The 16,603-nt window shown below is 71.4% G+C and carries 15 protein-coding genes and 1 pseudogene; 7 read left to right on the top strand and 9 right to left on the bottom strand.

Translation table 11 applies throughout. The annotated features are described in order from the left end of the window. Positions 1–53 precede the first annotated feature (53 nt). The 4 genes from ACFP2T_RS11665 to ACFP2T_RS11650 all read left to right on the top strand — a co-directional run bounded on the left by ACFP2T_RS11665 (position 54) and on the right by ACFP2T_RS11650 (position 3,645). The gene (locus ACFP2T_RS11665) at positions 54–1,316 is read left to right on the top strand and encodes an ABC transporter substrate-binding protein (protein WP_377420635.1); all 1,263 of its coding nucleotides are present in this window, start codon (positions 54–56) and stop codon (positions 1,314–1,316) included. Positions 1,317–1,411: 95 nt separating this feature from the next. Further along, the gene (locus ACFP2T_RS11660; protein WP_377420633.1) at positions 1,412–2,239 is read left to right on the top strand and encodes a carbohydrate ABC transporter permease; all 828 of its coding nucleotides are present in this window, start codon (positions 1,412–1,414) and stop codon (positions 2,237–2,239) included. Continuing rightward, a complete protein-coding gene (locus tag ACFP2T_RS11655; RefSeq protein ID WP_377420631.1) occupies positions 2,236–3,135 on the top strand; it encodes a carbohydrate ABC transporter permease in 900 nt (299 codons plus the stop codon). Before ACFP2T_RS11660 ends, ACFP2T_RS11655 begins: the two co-directional genes overlap by 4 nt. Before the next feature lie 102 nt (positions 3,136–3,237). After that, complete coding sequence (locus ACFP2T_RS11650) at positions 3,238–3,645, top strand: hypothetical protein (RefSeq protein ID WP_377420630.1); 408 nt, start codon at positions 3,238–3,240, stop codon at positions 3,643–3,645. Positions 3,646–3,673: 28 nt separating this feature from the next. Here the strand turns inward: ACFP2T_RS11650 and ACFP2T_RS11645 are convergent, their stop codons facing one another. Together ACFP2T_RS11645 and ACFP2T_RS11640 are read right to left on the bottom strand one after the other, a co-directional pair. Beyond that, on the bottom strand, positions 3,674–3,952 hold the full coding sequence (locus ACFP2T_RS11645) for a hypothetical protein (RefSeq protein ID WP_377420628.1): 279 nt from the start codon (positions 3,950–3,952) through the stop codon (positions 3,674–3,676). Between the two features lie 200 nt (positions 3,953–4,152). Continuing rightward, positions 4,153–4,743: pseudogene (locus ACFP2T_RS11640) on the bottom strand (GGDEF domain-containing protein); the annotation flags it as partial. 464 nt (positions 4,744–5,207) lie between these two features. On the opposite strand from ACFP2T_RS11640, the gene ACFP2T_RS11635 reads away from it, so the two are divergent. The 3 genes from ACFP2T_RS11635 to ACFP2T_RS11625 all read left to right on the top strand — a co-directional run bounded on the left by ACFP2T_RS11635 (position 5,208) and on the right by ACFP2T_RS11625 (position 7,623). Beyond that, entirely contained in the window at positions 5,208–5,447 is a 240-nt protein-coding gene (locus ACFP2T_RS11635) for a DUF397 domain-containing protein (protein ID WP_377420627.1), read from the top strand. Positions 5,448–5,779: 332 nt separating this feature from the next. Further along, positions 5,780–6,646: a helix-turn-helix domain-containing protein gene (locus ACFP2T_RS11630; protein ID WP_377420924.1), complete on the top strand. Its 867-nt coding sequence runs from the start codon at positions 5,780–5,782 to the stop codon at positions 6,644–6,646. A 215-nt stretch (positions 6,647–6,861) separates the two neighbouring features. After that, positions 6,862–7,623, top strand: a complete 762-nt coding sequence (locus ACFP2T_RS11625) for an SDR family NAD(P)-dependent oxidoreductase (protein WP_377420625.1) — start codon at positions 6,862–6,864, stop codon at positions 7,621–7,623. A 73-nt stretch (positions 7,624–7,696) separates the two neighbouring features. Here the strand turns inward: ACFP2T_RS11625 and hpnH are convergent, their stop codons facing one another. The 7 genes from hpnH to hpnC form a co-directional block, all read right to left on the bottom strand. After that, positions 7,697–8,701 (bottom strand): adenosyl-hopene transferase HpnH, encoded by a 1,005-nt coding sequence (gene hpnH / locus ACFP2T_RS11620; RefSeq protein WP_377420623.1) that lies wholly within the window; start codon positions 8,699–8,701, stop codon positions 7,697–7,699. Between the two features lie 81 nt (positions 8,702–8,782). Next, positions 8,783–10,264, bottom strand: coding sequence for a 4-hydroxy-3-methylbut-2-enyl diphosphate reductase (gene ispH, locus ACFP2T_RS11615; protein WP_377420922.1), 1,482 nt, complete (start codon positions 10,262–10,264; stop codon positions 8,783–8,785). A gap of 29 nt (positions 10,265–10,293) precedes the next feature. After that, complete coding sequence (gene shc / locus ACFP2T_RS11610; RefSeq protein ID WP_377420621.1) at positions 10,294–12,219, bottom strand: squalene--hopene cyclase; 1,926 nt, start codon at positions 12,217–12,219, stop codon at positions 10,294–10,296. After that, the gene (locus tag ACFP2T_RS11605; RefSeq protein ID WP_377420619.1) at positions 12,219–13,256 is read right to left on the bottom strand and encodes a polyprenyl synthetase family protein; all 1,038 of its coding nucleotides are present in this window, start codon (positions 13,254–13,256) and stop codon (positions 12,219–12,221) included. Before ACFP2T_RS11605 ends, shc begins: the two co-directional genes overlap by 1 nt. Positions 13,257–13,434: 178 nt before the next feature. Next, the gene (hpnE, locus tag ACFP2T_RS11600) at positions 13,435–14,787 is read right to left on the bottom strand and encodes a hydroxysqualene dehydroxylase HpnE (RefSeq protein WP_377420617.1); all 1,353 of its coding nucleotides are present in this window, start codon (positions 14,785–14,787) and stop codon (positions 13,435–13,437) included. Then, positions 14,784–15,662 carry a presqualene diphosphate synthase HpnD gene (gene hpnD, locus ACFP2T_RS11595; RefSeq protein WP_377420615.1) on the bottom strand — a complete coding sequence of 293 codons (879 nt, stop codon included), beginning with the start codon at positions 15,660–15,662 and terminating at the stop codon, positions 14,784–14,786. Before hpnD ends, hpnE begins: the two co-directional genes overlap by 4 nt. Beyond that, positions 15,659–16,588, bottom strand: a complete 930-nt coding sequence (gene hpnC, locus ACFP2T_RS11590; protein WP_377420613.1) for a squalene synthase HpnC — start codon at positions 16,586–16,588, stop codon at positions 15,659–15,661. The genes hpnD and hpnC overlap by 4 nt, the downstream gene beginning before the upstream one ends. Positions 16,589–16,603: the final 15 nt, after the last annotated feature.

Here is a 16,603-nt window from a genome sequence, read left to right as displayed (position 1 = left end):
GGTCGTACTCGACGCCCGTGCTTCGCCCGCTGGGACGGGAGGCTTCGCAGGTCATGATGAAACGATTCAGCAGATTCCTCGCCGGCACCGCCGTAATCGCCTGCCTCGCGCCGGCGCTCGTCGGATGCGGTGACGACGGCGCGGACTCCGGCCCCCGCACCCTGCGCTACTCGTGGTGGGGCAATGCCGAACGGGCCGACCTGATGAAACAGGCCATCGCCCTCTTCGAGTCGAAGAACTCGGACATAAAGGTCACACCGAGCTTTCAGGAGTACGAGGCGTACTGGCAGAAGATGGCCACCGAGACGGCCGGCGGCAACGCCCCGGACGTGCTCCAGATGGACTTCTCCTATCTGCGCGAGTACGCCGACCGCGGTGTCCTGTACGACCTGAAGAAGCAGACCGGCGACAACCTCGTACTCGGCGACCTGCTTCCCGGCTTCCAGGGCGCGGGCGAGGTCGACGGCGCCCTGTACGGCGTACCGGTCGGCGGCAACACCTGGAGCATGTACTACAACCCGGCGCTCTTCACCCGGGCCGGCGTACCGGCGCCCGCCGTCGGCTGGACCTGGCAGGACTACCGCGACGCCATGGAGAAGGTCACCAGAGCCACCGGCAGTTACGGCGGCGGCAACTACACCGGGATCATCTACAACCTCGAGGTCCAGCTGCGTCAGCGCGGCGGGCAACTCTTCACCGCCGACGGCAAACTCGGCTTCACCAAGGAACAGCTGACCGCGTTCTGGACCGAGGGCCAGGAGCTGATCAAGGCGAAGGTGGTACTGCCGGTCGACAAGGCGGTACAGATCAAACCCCGGTCCGGTTTCGTCGACGACCTGATCGCCTCCGAACTCGGCTGGGACAACTTCCTCGTCCGGTACGCGGCCGAGACCAAGACCCCGTTGAAGCTCGCCCCGGTGCCGACCGACAACCCCGGACAGCTCGGCCAGTACCTCAAGCCGGCCATGCTGCTCAGCGCCTCCAGCCGGACCAAGCATCCGGAGGCGGCGGCCAGACTGATCTCGTTCCTGATCAACGACCCCGAGGTGGGCCGGATCTTCGGCGGCAACCGCGGCCTGCCGGCAACCAACGCGCAACGCGCCGCCGCCCAGCTCCAGGGCCCGCTCGCCGAGGTCGCCGCGTACGAGAAGGGCATCGCCGACCAGTTGACCAAGGCTCCCCCGGCCCCACCCAAGGGTGCCGGCACGGTGGAGACCGCCTTCATCCGGATCAGCGAGGAACTCCACTACGGCCGGATCTCGGTGGCCCAGGCGGTGGACCGGTTCTTCGCCGAGGCCGAGGAGACCCTCTCCTGACCGGGGCAACCGCCGAGGGAACGCCCGTCGTCCGGCGCCGTCGGCCGGGCGACGGGCCGGCGGGCTACCTGTTCCTCTCCCCGTGGATCCTCGGCATGCTGCTGCTGACCATCGGGCCGATGGCCGCCTCGCTGTACCTGTCGTTCACCGACTACAACCTGTTCACCGCGCCGAACTGGATCGGGCTGGAGAACTACCGGCGGATGTTCGACGACTCGCGCTGGCTCCAGTCGGTCCGGGTGACCGGCGGATACGTCCTGGTCGCGGTGCCGGTCAAACTGGCCGCCGCACTCGCGGTGGCGCTGTTGCTGCACCACCGCCGCCGTGGCCAGAGCTTCTACCGGGCGGCGTTCTACGGGCCGTCGCTGGTCGGTGCCAGCGTCAGCGTCGCGATCGTCTGGCGGGCACTGTTCAACGACGACGCGGTGGTCGACCGCCTGCTCCGCGCAATCGGGATCCACACCGGCGGCTGGTTCGGCAATCCCGACTTCTCGCTGCTGATGCTGGTCCTGCTCGCGGCCTGGCAGTTCGGCGCGCCGATGGTGATCTTCCTGGCCGGGCTGAAACAGGTGCCGACGGAACTGTACGAGGCGGCGAAGGTGGACGGCGCCGGCCGCTGGCGGCGGTTCCGCTCGATCACGATTCCGATGATCTCGCCGGTGATCTTCTTCAACCTGCTGCTGGAGACGATCAACTCGTTCCAGATCTTCACCTCGGCGTACGTGATCGGTGGGCGGAACGGCAGCCCGGCCGGCTCGACGCTGTTCTACACCGTCTACCTCTACGACCGCGGCTTCGCCGACTTCCGGATGGGCTACGCCTCGGCGCTGGCCTGGATGCTGCTGCTCGGAGTCGGTCTGGTGACCGCCTTCCTGTTCCGTACCGCCCGAGGCTGGGTACACTACGCGGGAGACAACCGATGAGCGACGGAACGCCGGGCCCGGACGGCGGCAGCCTCGTTCCGCGTACCGGCCGGGTCCCGTCCCGCCGCTGGCTGGGCAGCCTCGGCTGGCACCTCGGTGCGCTGGCGATCCTGGCCGTGGTGCTCTACCCGGTCGGCTGGCTCGTGGCCGCCTCCTTCAAGCCGTCCCAGTCCATCCTGGGCAGCCTGCAACTGCTGCCCACCGAACCCACCGTGGCGAACTACCGCCGCGCGGCCGAGGGCCTGGCCGGAATCGGCGTGCTGCGCTTCTTCTGGAACTCGGCTGTGCTCGCCGTGCTGTCCGTGCTCGGCACCGTGGCGTCGTCGGCGCTCGCCGGGTACGCCTTCGCCCGGCTCCGATTCCGGGGCCGGGGCACGATGTTCGTACTGATGATCTCCACGCTGTTACTGCCGTTCCACGTACTGATCATCCCCCAGTACGCGGTGTTCCAGCGGCTCGGCCTGGTCGACACCTACCTGCCGTTGCTGATCGGCAAGTTCCTCGCCGGGGAGGCGTTCTTCGTCTTCCTGATGGTGCAGTTCATGCGGAACATCCCCGGTGAACTGGACGAGTCCGCCCGGATCGACGGCGCCGGGCACTGGGCCACCTTCTGGCACATCGTCCTGCCGCTCTCCCGACCCGCCATGGTCACGACGGCCATCTTCACCTTCATCTGGACCTGGAACGACTTCTTCGGTCCGCTGATCTACGTCAGCAGTCCGGAGAAGTACCCGTTGCCGCTGGCGCTCCAGCTCTACATCGACCAGACCACCATCTCCGACTACGGGGCGCTGATGGCGATGTCGATGCTGGCCCTGGTGCCGGTCATCCTGTTCTTCCTGTTCTTCCAGCGGTTCCTGGTGCAGGGCGTCGCCACCTCCGGCCTGAAGGGGTGAAGGGCTGAAGGGGTGAAGGGGTGAAGGGCTGACCCCGGGACGTTCCCGGACTGAGTAGGCGTACTCGTGCCTGGACGGCCGGACTGGGCGAGAGTCGACGGTATGACGGACGTACCGCAGTTCCGCCGATCCGCGCCCCTCTGGGCCGTGGCGCTCGCCGGTGTCACCGTGCTCGCCTACTGGGCGTTCCTCGGCTGGGACCAGCACAAGGACACTGATCCGCTGACGGGATCACAGACCGGGCCGTATCAGGCGTGGCAGGTCGTCGGCCTCGGCCTGGTCCTGGCCGTGCTGGTGTTCGAGGCCGCTCGGCGCGGACGGCCCTGGCTGGCCGTCCTGGTGGTGTCGGTCGTCCTCACCGTGTCCTTCACGGTGGACGCCGCGACCGACGCGGACGGCGACGGATTGTGGCCCATCGGCGCCGCACTCGTCGCGGTCGGTTCGTTGTTCGGCACGGGCCTGGTGGCGGGGATCGGTGCCGCCCTGGGGCGGCGGCACCGGGCGCGGTGACCCTCACCGGCGCCCGACGACGCGACCCTCAGCGCCTCCCGACGGGCATGATGTTCGGTTCGTCGAGCAACGGGTCGGGGTCGGCCCGCCGGATCATGTACTGGGCGGTCAGCGTGTCGACGCCGGTGCCCCGGGCGCTGTTCGGTCGGTAGGTGACCGTGGCGGCGAGTGCCGAGGCCGCCTCGACCACACCGGCCCGCCACGTGCCGGACCGGTAGACCCAGACCGGATCGGTCGGTCGGTAACTGGCGGCGGGATCGATTTCGGCCGGGTCGCGTCGGTGCGGATCCACGGTGGGTACTGGCATATTCACTGCCCTCCTGACTCGGCGCCCGGTGTCGTCTCAATCAGTTCGCGTGGCACGGTTGACGTACCCGGTAACCGGGCACCCAGGGTGCCCGGCAAGCTGAGCGGCGCCGTGGCCGGCGCACAGCGGGGTGGCAGCGGGCCGGCGGCCCGGACGGCGATCGAGCCGTTGTCGTCGATCGGGGAAAGCCGGCCTCGGCCGGTCTTCACCCGGTACATCGCGGCATCGGCCAGGTTCAGCGCCTCGGCAAGTTGTGCGCAACCGTGCACCGGGGCGAGGCCGATCGAGGCCGTCACCCGCAGGTCGCGCTCGGCGAGTTGAATCGGTGCCGACACGACCTCGGCCAACCGTCGCGCGGCCTGGTGCAGCCAGCGACCGTCGCTCCGAACGCCGGTGAGCAGTCCGGCGAACTCGTCACCGCCGAGCCGGGCGACCAGGTTGTTGTTGCCGGCGTACGCCGCGAACCGCCAGGCGACCGCGATCAGCACCTGGTCGCCGGCGGCGTGGCCGAAGCGGTCGTTGATCTGCTTGAAGTCGTCGAGATCGAGGACCACCGCGACCAGTTGCGGCCGTCCCGGGTCGGCGACCAGGGCGGCGCCGAGCTGATAGAAGGCCCGCCGGTTCGGCAGCCCGGTCAGCGGATCGTGGCTGGCCGCGTGCCGCTCCGCCTGGAGTTCGTCCCGGAGTCGCACCACCTCGGCCTGCACCGTCCGGACCCGGTTGTGCATCCGCCAGGCCGCGCCGAATCCCGCTACCGCGGCGGCGCCGGCCGCGAGGGTGAAGGGGTCCACTGTGGTGTGTCCCTTCAGGAGGCCCGGGACGGGTCGGGGGACGGACCGCCACCCTGTCCGAAGGCCGGTAGCCAAGGCGAGTTCATGACTGTCCGTGATCGAAGTTCGCCTACCCCAGCACGGGCCGGAACCGCTTCGTTGCGATGTGTTGGCGACCATCTGCCCAGGCCGGTGGGCATAAAGGCGCTCCCACCTGCTCCCCAACACTGCCGCTGCGCTGGCAATGGCTCCCCCGCCTCCGTCACGAAAAGTGAACAAACGGACACACCCTTACAAGCGCTATCATGCTCGCTGTCAGGTGCAGACGCAAGAGCGAATGCACGTGCAGATGGTCATGCAGACGTGACCTGAGGGCGGTGTGAACCCACCGTCACGGCTGAGGACGCGTCCACGGGGAGGGATCTACGCAGCCGGGCCTACGCGACGCCCACCACCAGCCATCCGGGATCTCCAGAAAGACTCCGATGAATCAGACCTACAACGGCATGTCCACCGGCGAGCTACCCGCCGTCGCGTGGCAGAAGAGCCGCCGCAGCAACCCCAGCGGAAACTGCGTCGAGATGGCCGAGCTACCCGGTGGCGCCGGCATCGCCATCCGGAACTCGCGGGATCCCGACGGACCGGCGTTGATCTACACCATCGACGAGATCACCGCGTTCATCCTCGGCGCCCGGGACGGCGACTTCGATCACCTCATCCGGTAGCGCCGGTAGCGCCGGTTCATCGGCGTCCAGGGTGCCCCCGCACCCCGGCCGCCGACGGCAGTCGCCTTCTACTCCACACCTTCAGGCCCACCGGTTCGACGACGGTCGAGAAAAATAGCGCGGTCGGTCTACCCTCCTCACCGTCATGCCATGGCATGCTTACCGACGGATTTGGGCCCAGCCCCCGGCGGGCTGCGTCGAGCATGTGGAGGCAACACGTGACAATGGCTCCATCCGGCCATGGTTCCGTCCCGGACGGCGAGGTGGCCGACAGCGCGCCAACCCTCGGCGACGGGCCGGTCTATGCGGGTGGCGCGGCCGCGGACGCCGCGATGGCCGGTGGCCCGACCGTGTTGCGCATCCTGCTCGGCAGCCAGCTGCGTAAGTTGCGTGAGGCCAGAGGCGTCAGCCGCGACGACGCGGGCTGGGAAATCCGCTCGTCCGGTTCCAAGATCAGCCGGATGGAGCTGGGCCGCGTGGGATTCAAGGAGCGCGACGTCGCGGACCTGCTGACCCTCTACCAGGTGACCGACGAGGCGGAACGGGCCTCGTTGCTCGCCCTGGCCCGTCAGGCCAACACCCCGGGATGGTGGCACCGGTACGGAGACGTCCTGCCGCACTGGTTCCAGTCGTACCTCGGGCTGGAGGCCTCGGCCGCCCTGATCCGGACGTACGAGGTCCAGTACATCCCCGGTCTGCTCCAGACCCGGGACTACGCCCGCGCCGTCGTGCTGCTCGCCCATGACGGGGCACCGGAGGAGGAGATCGACCGTCGGGTCGAGCTACGGATGGACCGGCAGAAGGTGCTCATCCGACCCGGCGCCCCGCAGCTCTGGGTCGTGGTGGACGAGGCAGCGCTGCGCCGCCCGATCGGTGGACTCGACGTGATGCGCGGTCAGATCACGCACCTCATCGAGGTCGCCAAGCTGCCCAACGTCACCGTGCAGGTGATCCCGTTCCAGGCCGGTGGGCACGCCGCCGCCGGAGGCGCGTTCAGCCTGCTCCGGTTCCCGGACCAGGAACTGCCCGACGTCGTCTACATGGAACAGCTCACCAGCGCGCTCTACCTCGACAAGCGCGACGACGTGGACTACTACGCCGCGGCGATGGAACGGCTCTGTGTCGAGGCCAACTCGCCGGCCGACACGCCGGCCTTCCTCCGAGCCGCGCTGCGCGACCTCGAGTCCGCCGGCTCCTGACCGAAGCCTGCCACGCGCATCCCCGGGCCATCCGGACGCATCCCCGGCCCTCCGGACGCGTCCCCCGGGCCACCCGGACGCATCCTGCGGCTCCCCGGACGCATCCCGCCCGCCATCGGCGCGCATCCCGAACTGTCCGGACGCATCCCGAAACCGTCCCGGCGCAATCGGCGCTCCGCGCCGTACGCCAGCATCGAATGAGCCACACTACCGGTATGAATTCGCGCCGGCTCGATGGCGCCGTCGCCCTGGTCACCGGCGCGTCGTCCGGGATCGGCGCGTCCGCGGCCCGTCGACTGGCCGACGCCGGCGCACGGGTCTTCCTCAGCGGCCGGGACGCCGAACGGCTCGCGGAAGCCGCCGGCCTGTCCGGCGGTACGGCGCTCCCCTGCGACCTCACCGATCCGGACCGGACCGCCGAACTGGCCGCCCGGGTCCTCGACCTCGCCGGTCGGGTGGACATCCTGGTCAACAACGCGGGCCAGGGCTGGGCCGGTCCGATCACCGGAATGACCGACGCGCAGATCCAGGCCCTGGTGGCCGCGAACCTGACCGCCCCGATGTTGCTCTCCCGAGCCGTACTGCCCGGCATGCTGTCCCGGGGCATCGGCCACCTCGGCTTCGTCGGCTCGATCGCCGGCCGCCTCGGCGTACGCGAAGAGGCGGTGTACGCGGGAACGAAGGCGGGACTCAGCGTCTTCGCCGACAGCCTGCGCAAGGAGGTGACGGGCCGGGGAATCGTGGTCACCGAACTGGTTCCGGCGGTCGTGGACACTCCGTTCTTCGCCCGCCGGGGTCGCCCGTACCCGCGCCGACGCCCCCGGCCCGTGCCACCGGACCGAGCCGCCGCCGCCCTGGTCAGCGGCATGCTCAGCGGCCGGCACGAGGTCTGCCTGCCGCGCTGGATGTACCTGCCGATCGCCGTCCGTGCCACCCTGCCGGCGACCTACCGGCGGCTCGCCGACCGATTCGGCTGAGGTGTTAAGAAGGGGCCCTTCTTCTACAGAAAACGATAATAGGGGGCCCTTCCTTACAGCCCTTCCTTACATCTCAGTTGGCGCGGATGGCGCGTAGGGACTCGCGGAGCGAGGACATGGTGGCCAGGACGGCCGTCGGCTCGTAGCCGCAGTGCGCCATGCAGTTGGCGCAGCGCGGATCCTGACCCCGGCCGTACGCCGACCACTCGGTGGTCTCGATCAACTCCTTGTACGTCTGCGCGTACCCGTCCCCCAGCAGGTAGCAGGGGCGCTGCCAGCCGAACAGGGAGTACGAGGGGATCGCCCAGGCGGTGCACTTGAAGTCGATCCGGCCCTCCAGGAAGTCCAGGAACAGCGGCGAGTGGTTCAGGCGCCAGCGGCGACGCCGCCCGTCGGCGAACGCCTTCTTGAACATCGTCCGGGTCTCCGTCACGCCCAGGAAGTGCTCCTGGTCCGGTGCCTTGTCGTAGGCGTACGCCGGCGAGAGCATCATCTGGTCGACGCCGAGGTCGTCGTTGAGGTAGTCGAGCACCTCGATCACGGTCTGCGGGGTGTCGGTCGAGAAGAAGGTCGTGTTGCTGGTGACCCGGAAACCCTTCCGTTTGGCCTCGCGTACCGCCTCCACCGCCTCGTCGAAGACGCCGTCCTTGCAGACCGAGGCGTCGTGCCGTTCCCGCAGGCCGTCGATGTGCACGGCGAAGGAGAAGTAGCGGGACGGGGTGAACTTGTGCAGCTTCTTGCGCAGCAGCGCCGCGTTGGTGCAGAGGAAGACGTACTTGCGTCGACGGACCAGTTCGGCGACCAGCTTGTCGATGTCCGGATGCATCAGCGGCTCGCCGCCGGCGATCGAGACCATCGGCGCCCCGCACTCCTCGATCGCCGCGAGGGCCTGCTCGACCGGCATCCGCCGCTTCAACACGTCCGCCGGATGCTGGATCTTGCCGCAGCCGGCGCAGGCGAGGTTACAGGCGAACAGTGGTTCCAGTTCGACGAGTAGCGGGAAGTGGGTCCGGCGGCGCAGCTTCTGCTCCAGCAGATAGCGGCCCACCCGGATGCTCTGGCGCAGTGGCATACCCATCTCAGCACCCCGTCCCGGTCGGTCCGGCCGTCGAGCCGCCGGTCGTGCGGTCTGATGAAACGCCCTGCGAAATGCTCCCCGTCATGATGTTCGGATCTCCTTGGGAAGGGTGAAATGCACATCCTCGGTACGGGTGGTGTGCTCCCGTACCGCGTCGGCGCCGAGCCCGGTCAACGCCGCGACGGTCTCGTCGACCAGTCGGGGCGGTGCCGAGGCACCGGCGGTCACGCCGATCGTCCGTACCCCGGCGAGCCAGCGGAGGTCGACCGCGTCGACGTCGTCGACCAGGTACGCGGGGGTCCCCCCGCGCTCGGTCACCTCCACCAGCCGCCGGGAGTTCGAGGAGTTCTCCGAGCCGAGCACCAGCACCACGTCGGCGACGGCGGCCACCTCGCGCAACGCCGCCTGGCGGTTGGTGGTGGCGTAGCAGATGTCGTCGGAGGACGGCCCGGTCAGCGCCGGGAAGCGCCGCCGGAGCACGTCGAGGACCCCGGCGACCTCGTCCACGGCGAGGGTGGTCTGCACCAGGTAGGAGACCCGGTCCGGGTCGGCGACCTCGATCCGTTCCGCGTCCCGGACGGACTCGACCAGGGCGATCCGTCCGGGCGCCTCGCCGAGGGTGCCCTCGGTCTCCTCGTGGCCGGCGTGTCCGATCAGCAGGACGGTGTTGCCCCGCCCGACGAACCGGCGGGCCTCGCTGTGCACCTTGGTCACCAGCGGGCAGGTGGCGTCGATGACCGGCAGTCCCCGCTCGGCGGCGGCGTCCCGGACGGCCGGCGCCACCCCGTGCGCGGAGAGGACGGTGAGGGCACCGTCGGGGATCTCGGTCAGTTCGTCGACGAAGACCGCGCCCCGGCGCTGCAGGTCGGCGATGACGTGCGCGTTGTGCACGATCTGCTTGCGTACGTAGACCGGTGGGCCGTGCCGGTCCAGCGCCTGCTCGACCGTGCTGATCGCCCGCTCCACCCCGGCGCAGAACGAACGCGGCGAGGCCAGCACGACCTGCCGGGCCGTGGTCGCCTCGGCCCATTCGACGAGCGCCGGAGCGATCTCCGGAAGGACCCGCAGGGCGGCGGTGACCCGGCCCAGCGTCGCGGGCCGGTACAGCGGATGCGGCGGCACGTCGGCGACCACCCGGACGCAGGCGGTGGGTCGGCCGGCGGCGCCGGCCAGCAGCGCCGCCGATTCGGTGTCCACCGCCAACGCGCCGGTGGCCGCCAACCGGTCCCGCATCCGGCCGTCGACCAGCCGGCGGCTGGTGACCACGGGCCCGGTGTGGACGGTAAGGCCGCGTCGGCGCAGCGCCTCGGCGATCATCGGGGCCGCCGGGCAGGGCACCGGGGCACCGCCGCGCACACCGGCCCGGCGTACCTCGGTGGCCACCACCACGTCCCCGGTGCGCAGCGTCGGCACCAGGCCGCCGGCGATCCCGGCTACGGCCAGCGCGGCGGTGTCGCGGTAGCCGGCGGCGACCCGGGTGGCCCGGGCCGGTCCCCGACCGGTACGCCGCAGCGGGGCGCCCGGCGGCAGGCCCCGGCGCAGCGCCCAGGCCTCGACTCGCATCGGTGCGAAGAGCACCCAGTCGGCGTCGCTCAACTGGACCCGTCCGAGTCGCGCAACAGCCGGCCGAGGGCGCTGATCGGGAACACCAGCCGGTACAGGTGGTAGTTGATGTAGAAGTCACCGGGAAAGCCGGTGCCGGTGAACTGCGGTTCGTCCCAGCCCCCGTCCGGGCGCTGGGTCTCGACCAGCCAGCCGATCCCCCGCTGGACCGACGCCGCGTCGTCGGACCGGGCCGCGTGCAGGGCCAGCAGCGCCCAGGCGGTCTGCGAGGCGGTGGAGACGCCCTGCCCGCGCCAGGCTGGATCGCGGTACGAGCGCATGTCCTCGCCCCAGCCGCCGTCCGGGTTCTGCCGGCGGTGCAGCCAGCACACCGCCCGGACGATCGCCGGATCGTCCGGCCGCACCCCGGCGGCGATCAACGCCGGCACGACCGCGCCGGTTCCGTACACGTGGTTGGCGCCCCACCGGCCGAACCAGGAGCCGTCCGCCTCCTGGTTGCGCATGAGCCAGCCGACCCCCCGGCGGACGGCCGCCCCGCCGGTCAGCCCCTCGGCGCAGAGCGCCTCCACGACGTGCGCGGTGACGTCCGCGCTCGGCGGGTCGATCACCTCGCCGAAGTCGCAGAACGGCAGGCTGCGGGCGATCGCCCGGGTGTTGTCCGCGTCGAACGCACCCCAGCCGCCGTCGCGCGACTGCATGCCGCGCAGCCAGGCGACGCCGCGCTCCATCGCCGCCCGGACCGCCGGATCAGGTCCCGCACGCCGGAGCGCCAGCAGCACCTCGGCGGTGTCGTCGGTGTCCGGGTAGCCGTCGTTGTCGAACTCGAAGGCCCAGCCGCCGGGCGCGAGGCCGGGTCGGCGTACGGCCCAGTCCCCGGGCACCCTGATCTCCTCGGCCAGCAGCCATTCCGCCGCGCTGGCCAGGGCCGGATGCTCGGCCGGCAGCCCCGCGTCGGCGAGGGCGACCATCGCGAGCGCGGTGTCCCAGACCGGGGACTGACACGCCTCCAACCGGCGTACCGGGCCGTCCGGGGTCTCCTCCCGGACGGTGAACCGCTCCAGTCCGGCCAGTCCGCTGCGCAGCACTGGATGGGACAGCGGATAGCCGAGCAGGTGCAACGCGATCAGCGAATAGACCCAGGGCGGCTGGATCCCGCCCCACGAGCCGTCGGCCTCCTGCCGGGCCACGATCCACTCCGCCGCCCGGCGGAGCGCGTTGCGCCGGACCGGGCCGAACGGATGGCGCTCGTAGCCGCGCAGCGCCCCGTCGAGCCGGTGCATCCACCTACTCCGTCGGCGCAGCGCGGGCTCCGGCTCCGGCAGCCGGCCGGTACGCAGCTCGCCGAGCGAGAACCCGAGCGGACGTACCGGGCGCAGCGACCGGACGATGGAGAGCGGAACGATGGTCTGCCGGGCCCAGCAGGCGAAGTCGTAGACGTTGAGCGGAAACCACGGCGGCAGCAGCACCACCTCGGGCGGGATCGCCGGCAGCCGCTGCCACGGCCACTCGCCGAACAGCGCCAGCCAGAGTCGGGTGAAGACCCGGCTCCGCTCGATCCCACCGTGGGCGAGCACGAACTCCCGGGCCCGGCACAGGTGCTCCGCGTCCGCCGGATCACCGGCCAGCCGCAGCGCCGCGTACGCCTCGATGGTGGTGGACAGGTCGCCGGGGCCGCCGTGGAAGTTGGCCCAGGCCCCGTCCGCACCCTGCTTCGACCGGATCCACCGGGCCGTCGGCTCGGTCTCCACCGAGGTACGGATGCCCAGGAACTCCCGCATCAGCAGGTCCTCGGCCTCCATCGTGACGTTGGTCTCCAGCTCCCCCTGCCACCACCCCCCGGGCTGCTGCCGCGCGAGCAACAGATCCCGCGCGCGGTCCAGCGCCGCCCGGGCGGTAAGGAAGGGCCCCTTCTTATCGTTTTCTGTAGAAGAGGGGTCCCCTTTTAACAGGTGCATCAGTAGTCCCGTCCCGTCATGAAGTGCGCGATCGACACCAGGTCGGCGTGCACATCGGAGAGGTCGGTGCCGGTGGCCGTCGCCGGGTCGCCCAGCTGGTCCAGCTCGGCCAGCGCCTCGGTGAGCAGCCGGTCCGCCTGCTTCTCGGTCCAGTCCCGGGCGCCGGTCTCCTCGATCAGGGCGGCGGCCAGGGCCAGGTCCGGGGCGGACAGCTCACCCGGGCTCGCGTACAGGTCGGCGAGCTGGTCACCGGCCGGGCCGCCCGAGGTGAGTGCCCGGACCACCGGCACCGACTTCTTCCGGGCCCGCAGGTCGGACAGCACCGGCTTACCGGTGACCGCCGGCTCGCCCCAGATGCCGAGCAGGTCGTCGACGAGTTGGAAGGCCAGGCCGAGGCGTTCGCCGTACCGGGCCAGGCCGTCGACCACCGTCGGTGGGGCACCGCAGAGGACCGCGCCGAGCGTCGCGGAGCAGGCCAACAGCGCCGCCGTCTTGTCCCGCGCCATCGCCAGGCACTCGTCCAGGGTCACGTCGGCGCGGGTCTCGAACGCCACGTCGGCCGCCTGTCCGGCGATCAGTCGACGGATCGCCGTGTGCAGGGTGGACAGTCCGCGTACCAGGTCCAGGTCGGATTCGGTCGAGAGCACCTCGTCGGCGAGGCTGAGCATCGCGTCACCGGCCAGGATCGCCGGTCCGATCCCGAACGCGGCCCAGGCCGTCGGCCGGTGCCGGCGCTCCAGGTCGCCGTCGATGACGTCGTCGTGCAGCAGCGAGAAGTTGTGCACCAGTTCCACCGCGACCGCGGCGGGCAGGCCACGCCGTACGGTCTGTCCGGCGGCCCGGGCCGAGAGCAGCGCCAGCGCCGGCCGCAGCCCCTTCCCGCTCCGGCCGGTGGGCTCGCCCGCCGCGTCCCAGTAGCCCAACTGGTAACCGGCGACCAGCCGGGTACGCTCGTCGATCCGCTCGAGCGCCACCCGGATCTCGGGCTGGACGAGTTCGTCCACCTGGGAGAGGACGCTGGGCAGCATCATTGTCATGTCGTCTCCTCGCTCCGCTCGTCGTCGCCATGACCTGGTCGACCGGGCCTGCCGAAGCCCTCGCTCCGCTCGGTCACGTCGTCGCCTCCGTCGCCGTACGCGATCCGGTCACGTCGTCGCCTCCGTCGCCGTACGCGATCCGGTCACGTCGTCGCCTCCGTCGCCGCGCTCGATCCGGTCACGTCGTCGCCTCCGTCGCCGCGCTCGATGTCGACCCGAGGTGGGCGAGCACGACGTCGGCGGCCCGCTGGCCGCTGCGTACCGCGCCCTCCATCGTGTCCGGCCATCCCGTGTCGGTCCACGCGCCGGCCAGCGCCAGCCCGGGTGACCGGGTCTGGGCCGGTGGCCGGGCGCTGCGTGAGCCCGGCCCCTGCCGGAACGTCGCCCGAGGCTCCCGGGTGACGAACGCGTCCCGGACCCGGGTCTGCCGGGCCGCCGGAAAGACCTCCGCCAGCGCGGCCAGGTAGGTCCGCAGCAGGGTGCCCGCCCGGACCGCCAGCACCTGCTCGGCGGCGGAGATGGACACCACCAGGTACTGGCCGGGCGCGCCGGGCGGAGTCCGGTCGAACACCCACTGCACCGGCGTGTCCAGCCCGGCGGCGAACTCCAACTCGGTGATCCGCTGCTGGTAGTGGACGTGCACGTTGACGATCGGCGCCGCACCCAGCCTCGCCCAGCGGGCCCGGTCCGGCGCGGCCTCCACGGGTACCAACCGGGCCGCCTGCGGATGTGGTACGGCCAGTACCACGGCATCGGCGGTCAGTTCGAGGCCGTCACCCGCGACGTGGAACCGTCCCTGGTCGACCCGGATCCCCTGGACGCGTACGCCGGTGCGGACCGTGGCGCCGCGCTGCCGGAGCAGGGCGGCGGCCGGAGTGCCGTGCAGTTCGCCCAGGGGCGCGGTGGGCCGACCGATGTCGGCGGCGTCGGCCTGGTCGAGCAGCCCGGTCCGGAAGACCCGGGCGGCGAGCGCGAGCGAGGCCTGATCCGGCGGGGCGTTGAGCGCGGCGACGCAGATCAGTTCCCACAGCCGTCGGATCGTCGGCGCGTCCTGACCGTGTGCGGCCAGCCAGGCGCCGAAGCTGACCCGGTCGGCGGCCGGATCGTCCGGCTCGACACCACGCAGCGCGGCGGCGGCCCGGACCGCCGAGAGCCGCTGCCCGAAGCGCAGTGGACGGTAGTTGAGCAGTGCCGGCAGCAGGTGGGCCGGTGCGGGCAGCCGGCGGTTCCGGGCCAGGACGTGCGGCGGCGCGCCGACCCGGAGGATCGGCACCGCGAACCCGTCCTGCACGGCGGCCCGGTCGGCGGTGCCGAGCCGGACCAGTAGTTCGCGGTACTGCTGGTAGCAGCGGAGGAAGACGTGCTGGCCGGTGTCGACGGTGAGGTCACCTCGGCGGAACGAGTAGGTGGCGCCGCCGAGCGCCGGACGGGCCTCCACCAGGGTCACCTGGTGCCCGGCGTCGAGCAGGCGTACGGCCGAGGCGATACCGGCCAGGCCACCACCGATGACGCAGACCTGTTCGCTGGTCATGGCGCACTCCGGGTCATCGCCCGCGCGGCGACGTACGCCTTCTCCCAGCCGGGCAGGGACATCCGGCGCCGGGTGACCGCCATCGGATCGGCGACCATCCTGGCCAGCAGCCGATGGTAGATCCCGGCCATCGCCGCCACACACGCTCCGCTGCGCCGGTCCAGCAGCGGAAGCAGCCGCAGCCCGGCCTGGTAGTACCGTTCGGCGCGCTGGGCCTGCCAGCGCACCAGGGCGGCCAACTGGTCCGGTGGATCGGCCAACCCGCCGTCGGCGCCGATCTCCAGGCCGCACCCGAACCGGTCCAGGTCCTCCCGGGGCAGGTAGATCCGCCCGATCCCGCGATCCTCGACGATGTCGCGGAGGATGTTGGTCAGTTGCAACGCAATGCCGAGGGTGTCGGCGAGTTCGGCGGCCACGTCCCGGTCCGCCGATGGTCGGAGGTCGAACACGCCGAGGGAGAGCCGGCCGATCGAGCCCGCGACGCAGCGGCAGTAGCCGACGAGTTCGGAGATCGTCTCGTACCGGGTACCTCGGACGTCGGCGACGCAGCCGTCCACCAGTTCGTCGAGGGCGGCCAGCGGAATCGGCAGTCGGGCCGCGGCGTCGGCCAGCGCCACCAGCACCGGATCGGTTCCGGCGTCCGGGAGCCGGTGCAGCGCCGCCCGGATCTGGTCGAGCCGGGCCAGCTTGGTGGCGGCCGGCAGGTCACCGTCGCCGATGTCGTCGATGCGCCGGGCTACCGCGTACACGGCGCAGAGGGCGGCGCGCCGGTCGGGCCGGAGCAGCCGGATGCCGTACGAGAAGTTGCGTGCCTGGATGCGGGTGACCCGGGCACACTCCCGGTACGCGCGCTCCAACTCGTCGTCGCCGCTCATTCCCGTACTCCGCTCCGGGCCGGGGCGGCGGGTGGTGCCAGCCAGGTTCGAACCCACGCGGCGGCGATCGCGGGGCGGGTCGGCCGGGGTGGGCCGGGCAGCGGGTCGTAGCCGGCGCGGGCGAGGGCGGCGAGGGCGGCGCGTCCACCGGCGACGTACCCGCCGACGGCCAGCCGGGCCCAGCCGGAGAGTTCGCCGACCACCGCCGAGCCGGTGTCGAGCAGTTCCTCGGCCCGTAGGGCCTGCCGCCGGACGACGGCGCGGAGCCCGTCACCGGCCTGCGGCGCGTCGAGGTCCTCCTCGGCCACCCCGGCGGCCACCAGGTCCCGGGTCGGTAGGTAGATCCGCCCCCGGCGCCGGTCCTCGGCGACGTCCTGCAGGTGTTCGATGATCTGCAACGCCGTGCAGACCCGGTTCGAGAGTTGGATCCGGGCGGGTGTCGGGGAGTCGAAGACGTGCAGCACCAGTTCGCCGACCGGGTCGGCGGAGAAGTGGCAGTACTCGACCAGGGCGCCGAACGTCGGATAGCGCGTCGTGACCTGGTCACGGCGGTTCGCCTCGATCAGCCGGAGCAGCGGGTCGAGCGGCATCCGGCAGTCGACCACTGTCGGCGCCAGTCGGACCAGCACCGGGTGCCGTGGCGGGTGGCCGGCGTACAGCGCGCGTACCTCGCGTTCGAACCGGTCCAGCGCGGCGAGTCGGACGGCGGGAGGCTCGTCCCGACCTGCGTCGTCCGGCTCGTCACCGAGGTCGTCGACGAACCGGGCGTACCCGTAGAGGGCGAGCAGATGCCGACGGATCCGTGCCGGTAGGACCCGGAGTGCGACCGGAAAGTTCTCCCCGGCCACCACGGTGTCCGGCTGCCGGCGTCCGCCCGGCCGATCCGCAGACGGACGGCCCGGAACATCGTCGGTCAGATCAAGCACGCTGCCGCCTCTCGC

This window comes from Plantactinospora solaniradicis (assembly GCF_042658085.1).
Taxonomy (GTDB): Bacteria; Actinomycetota; Actinomycetes; order Mycobacteriales; family Micromonosporaceae; genus Plantactinospora; species Plantactinospora solaniradicis.
The sequence above is the reverse complement of the archived record's forward strand: the minus strand, read 5'-3'. Positions and strand labels throughout refer to the sequence as shown.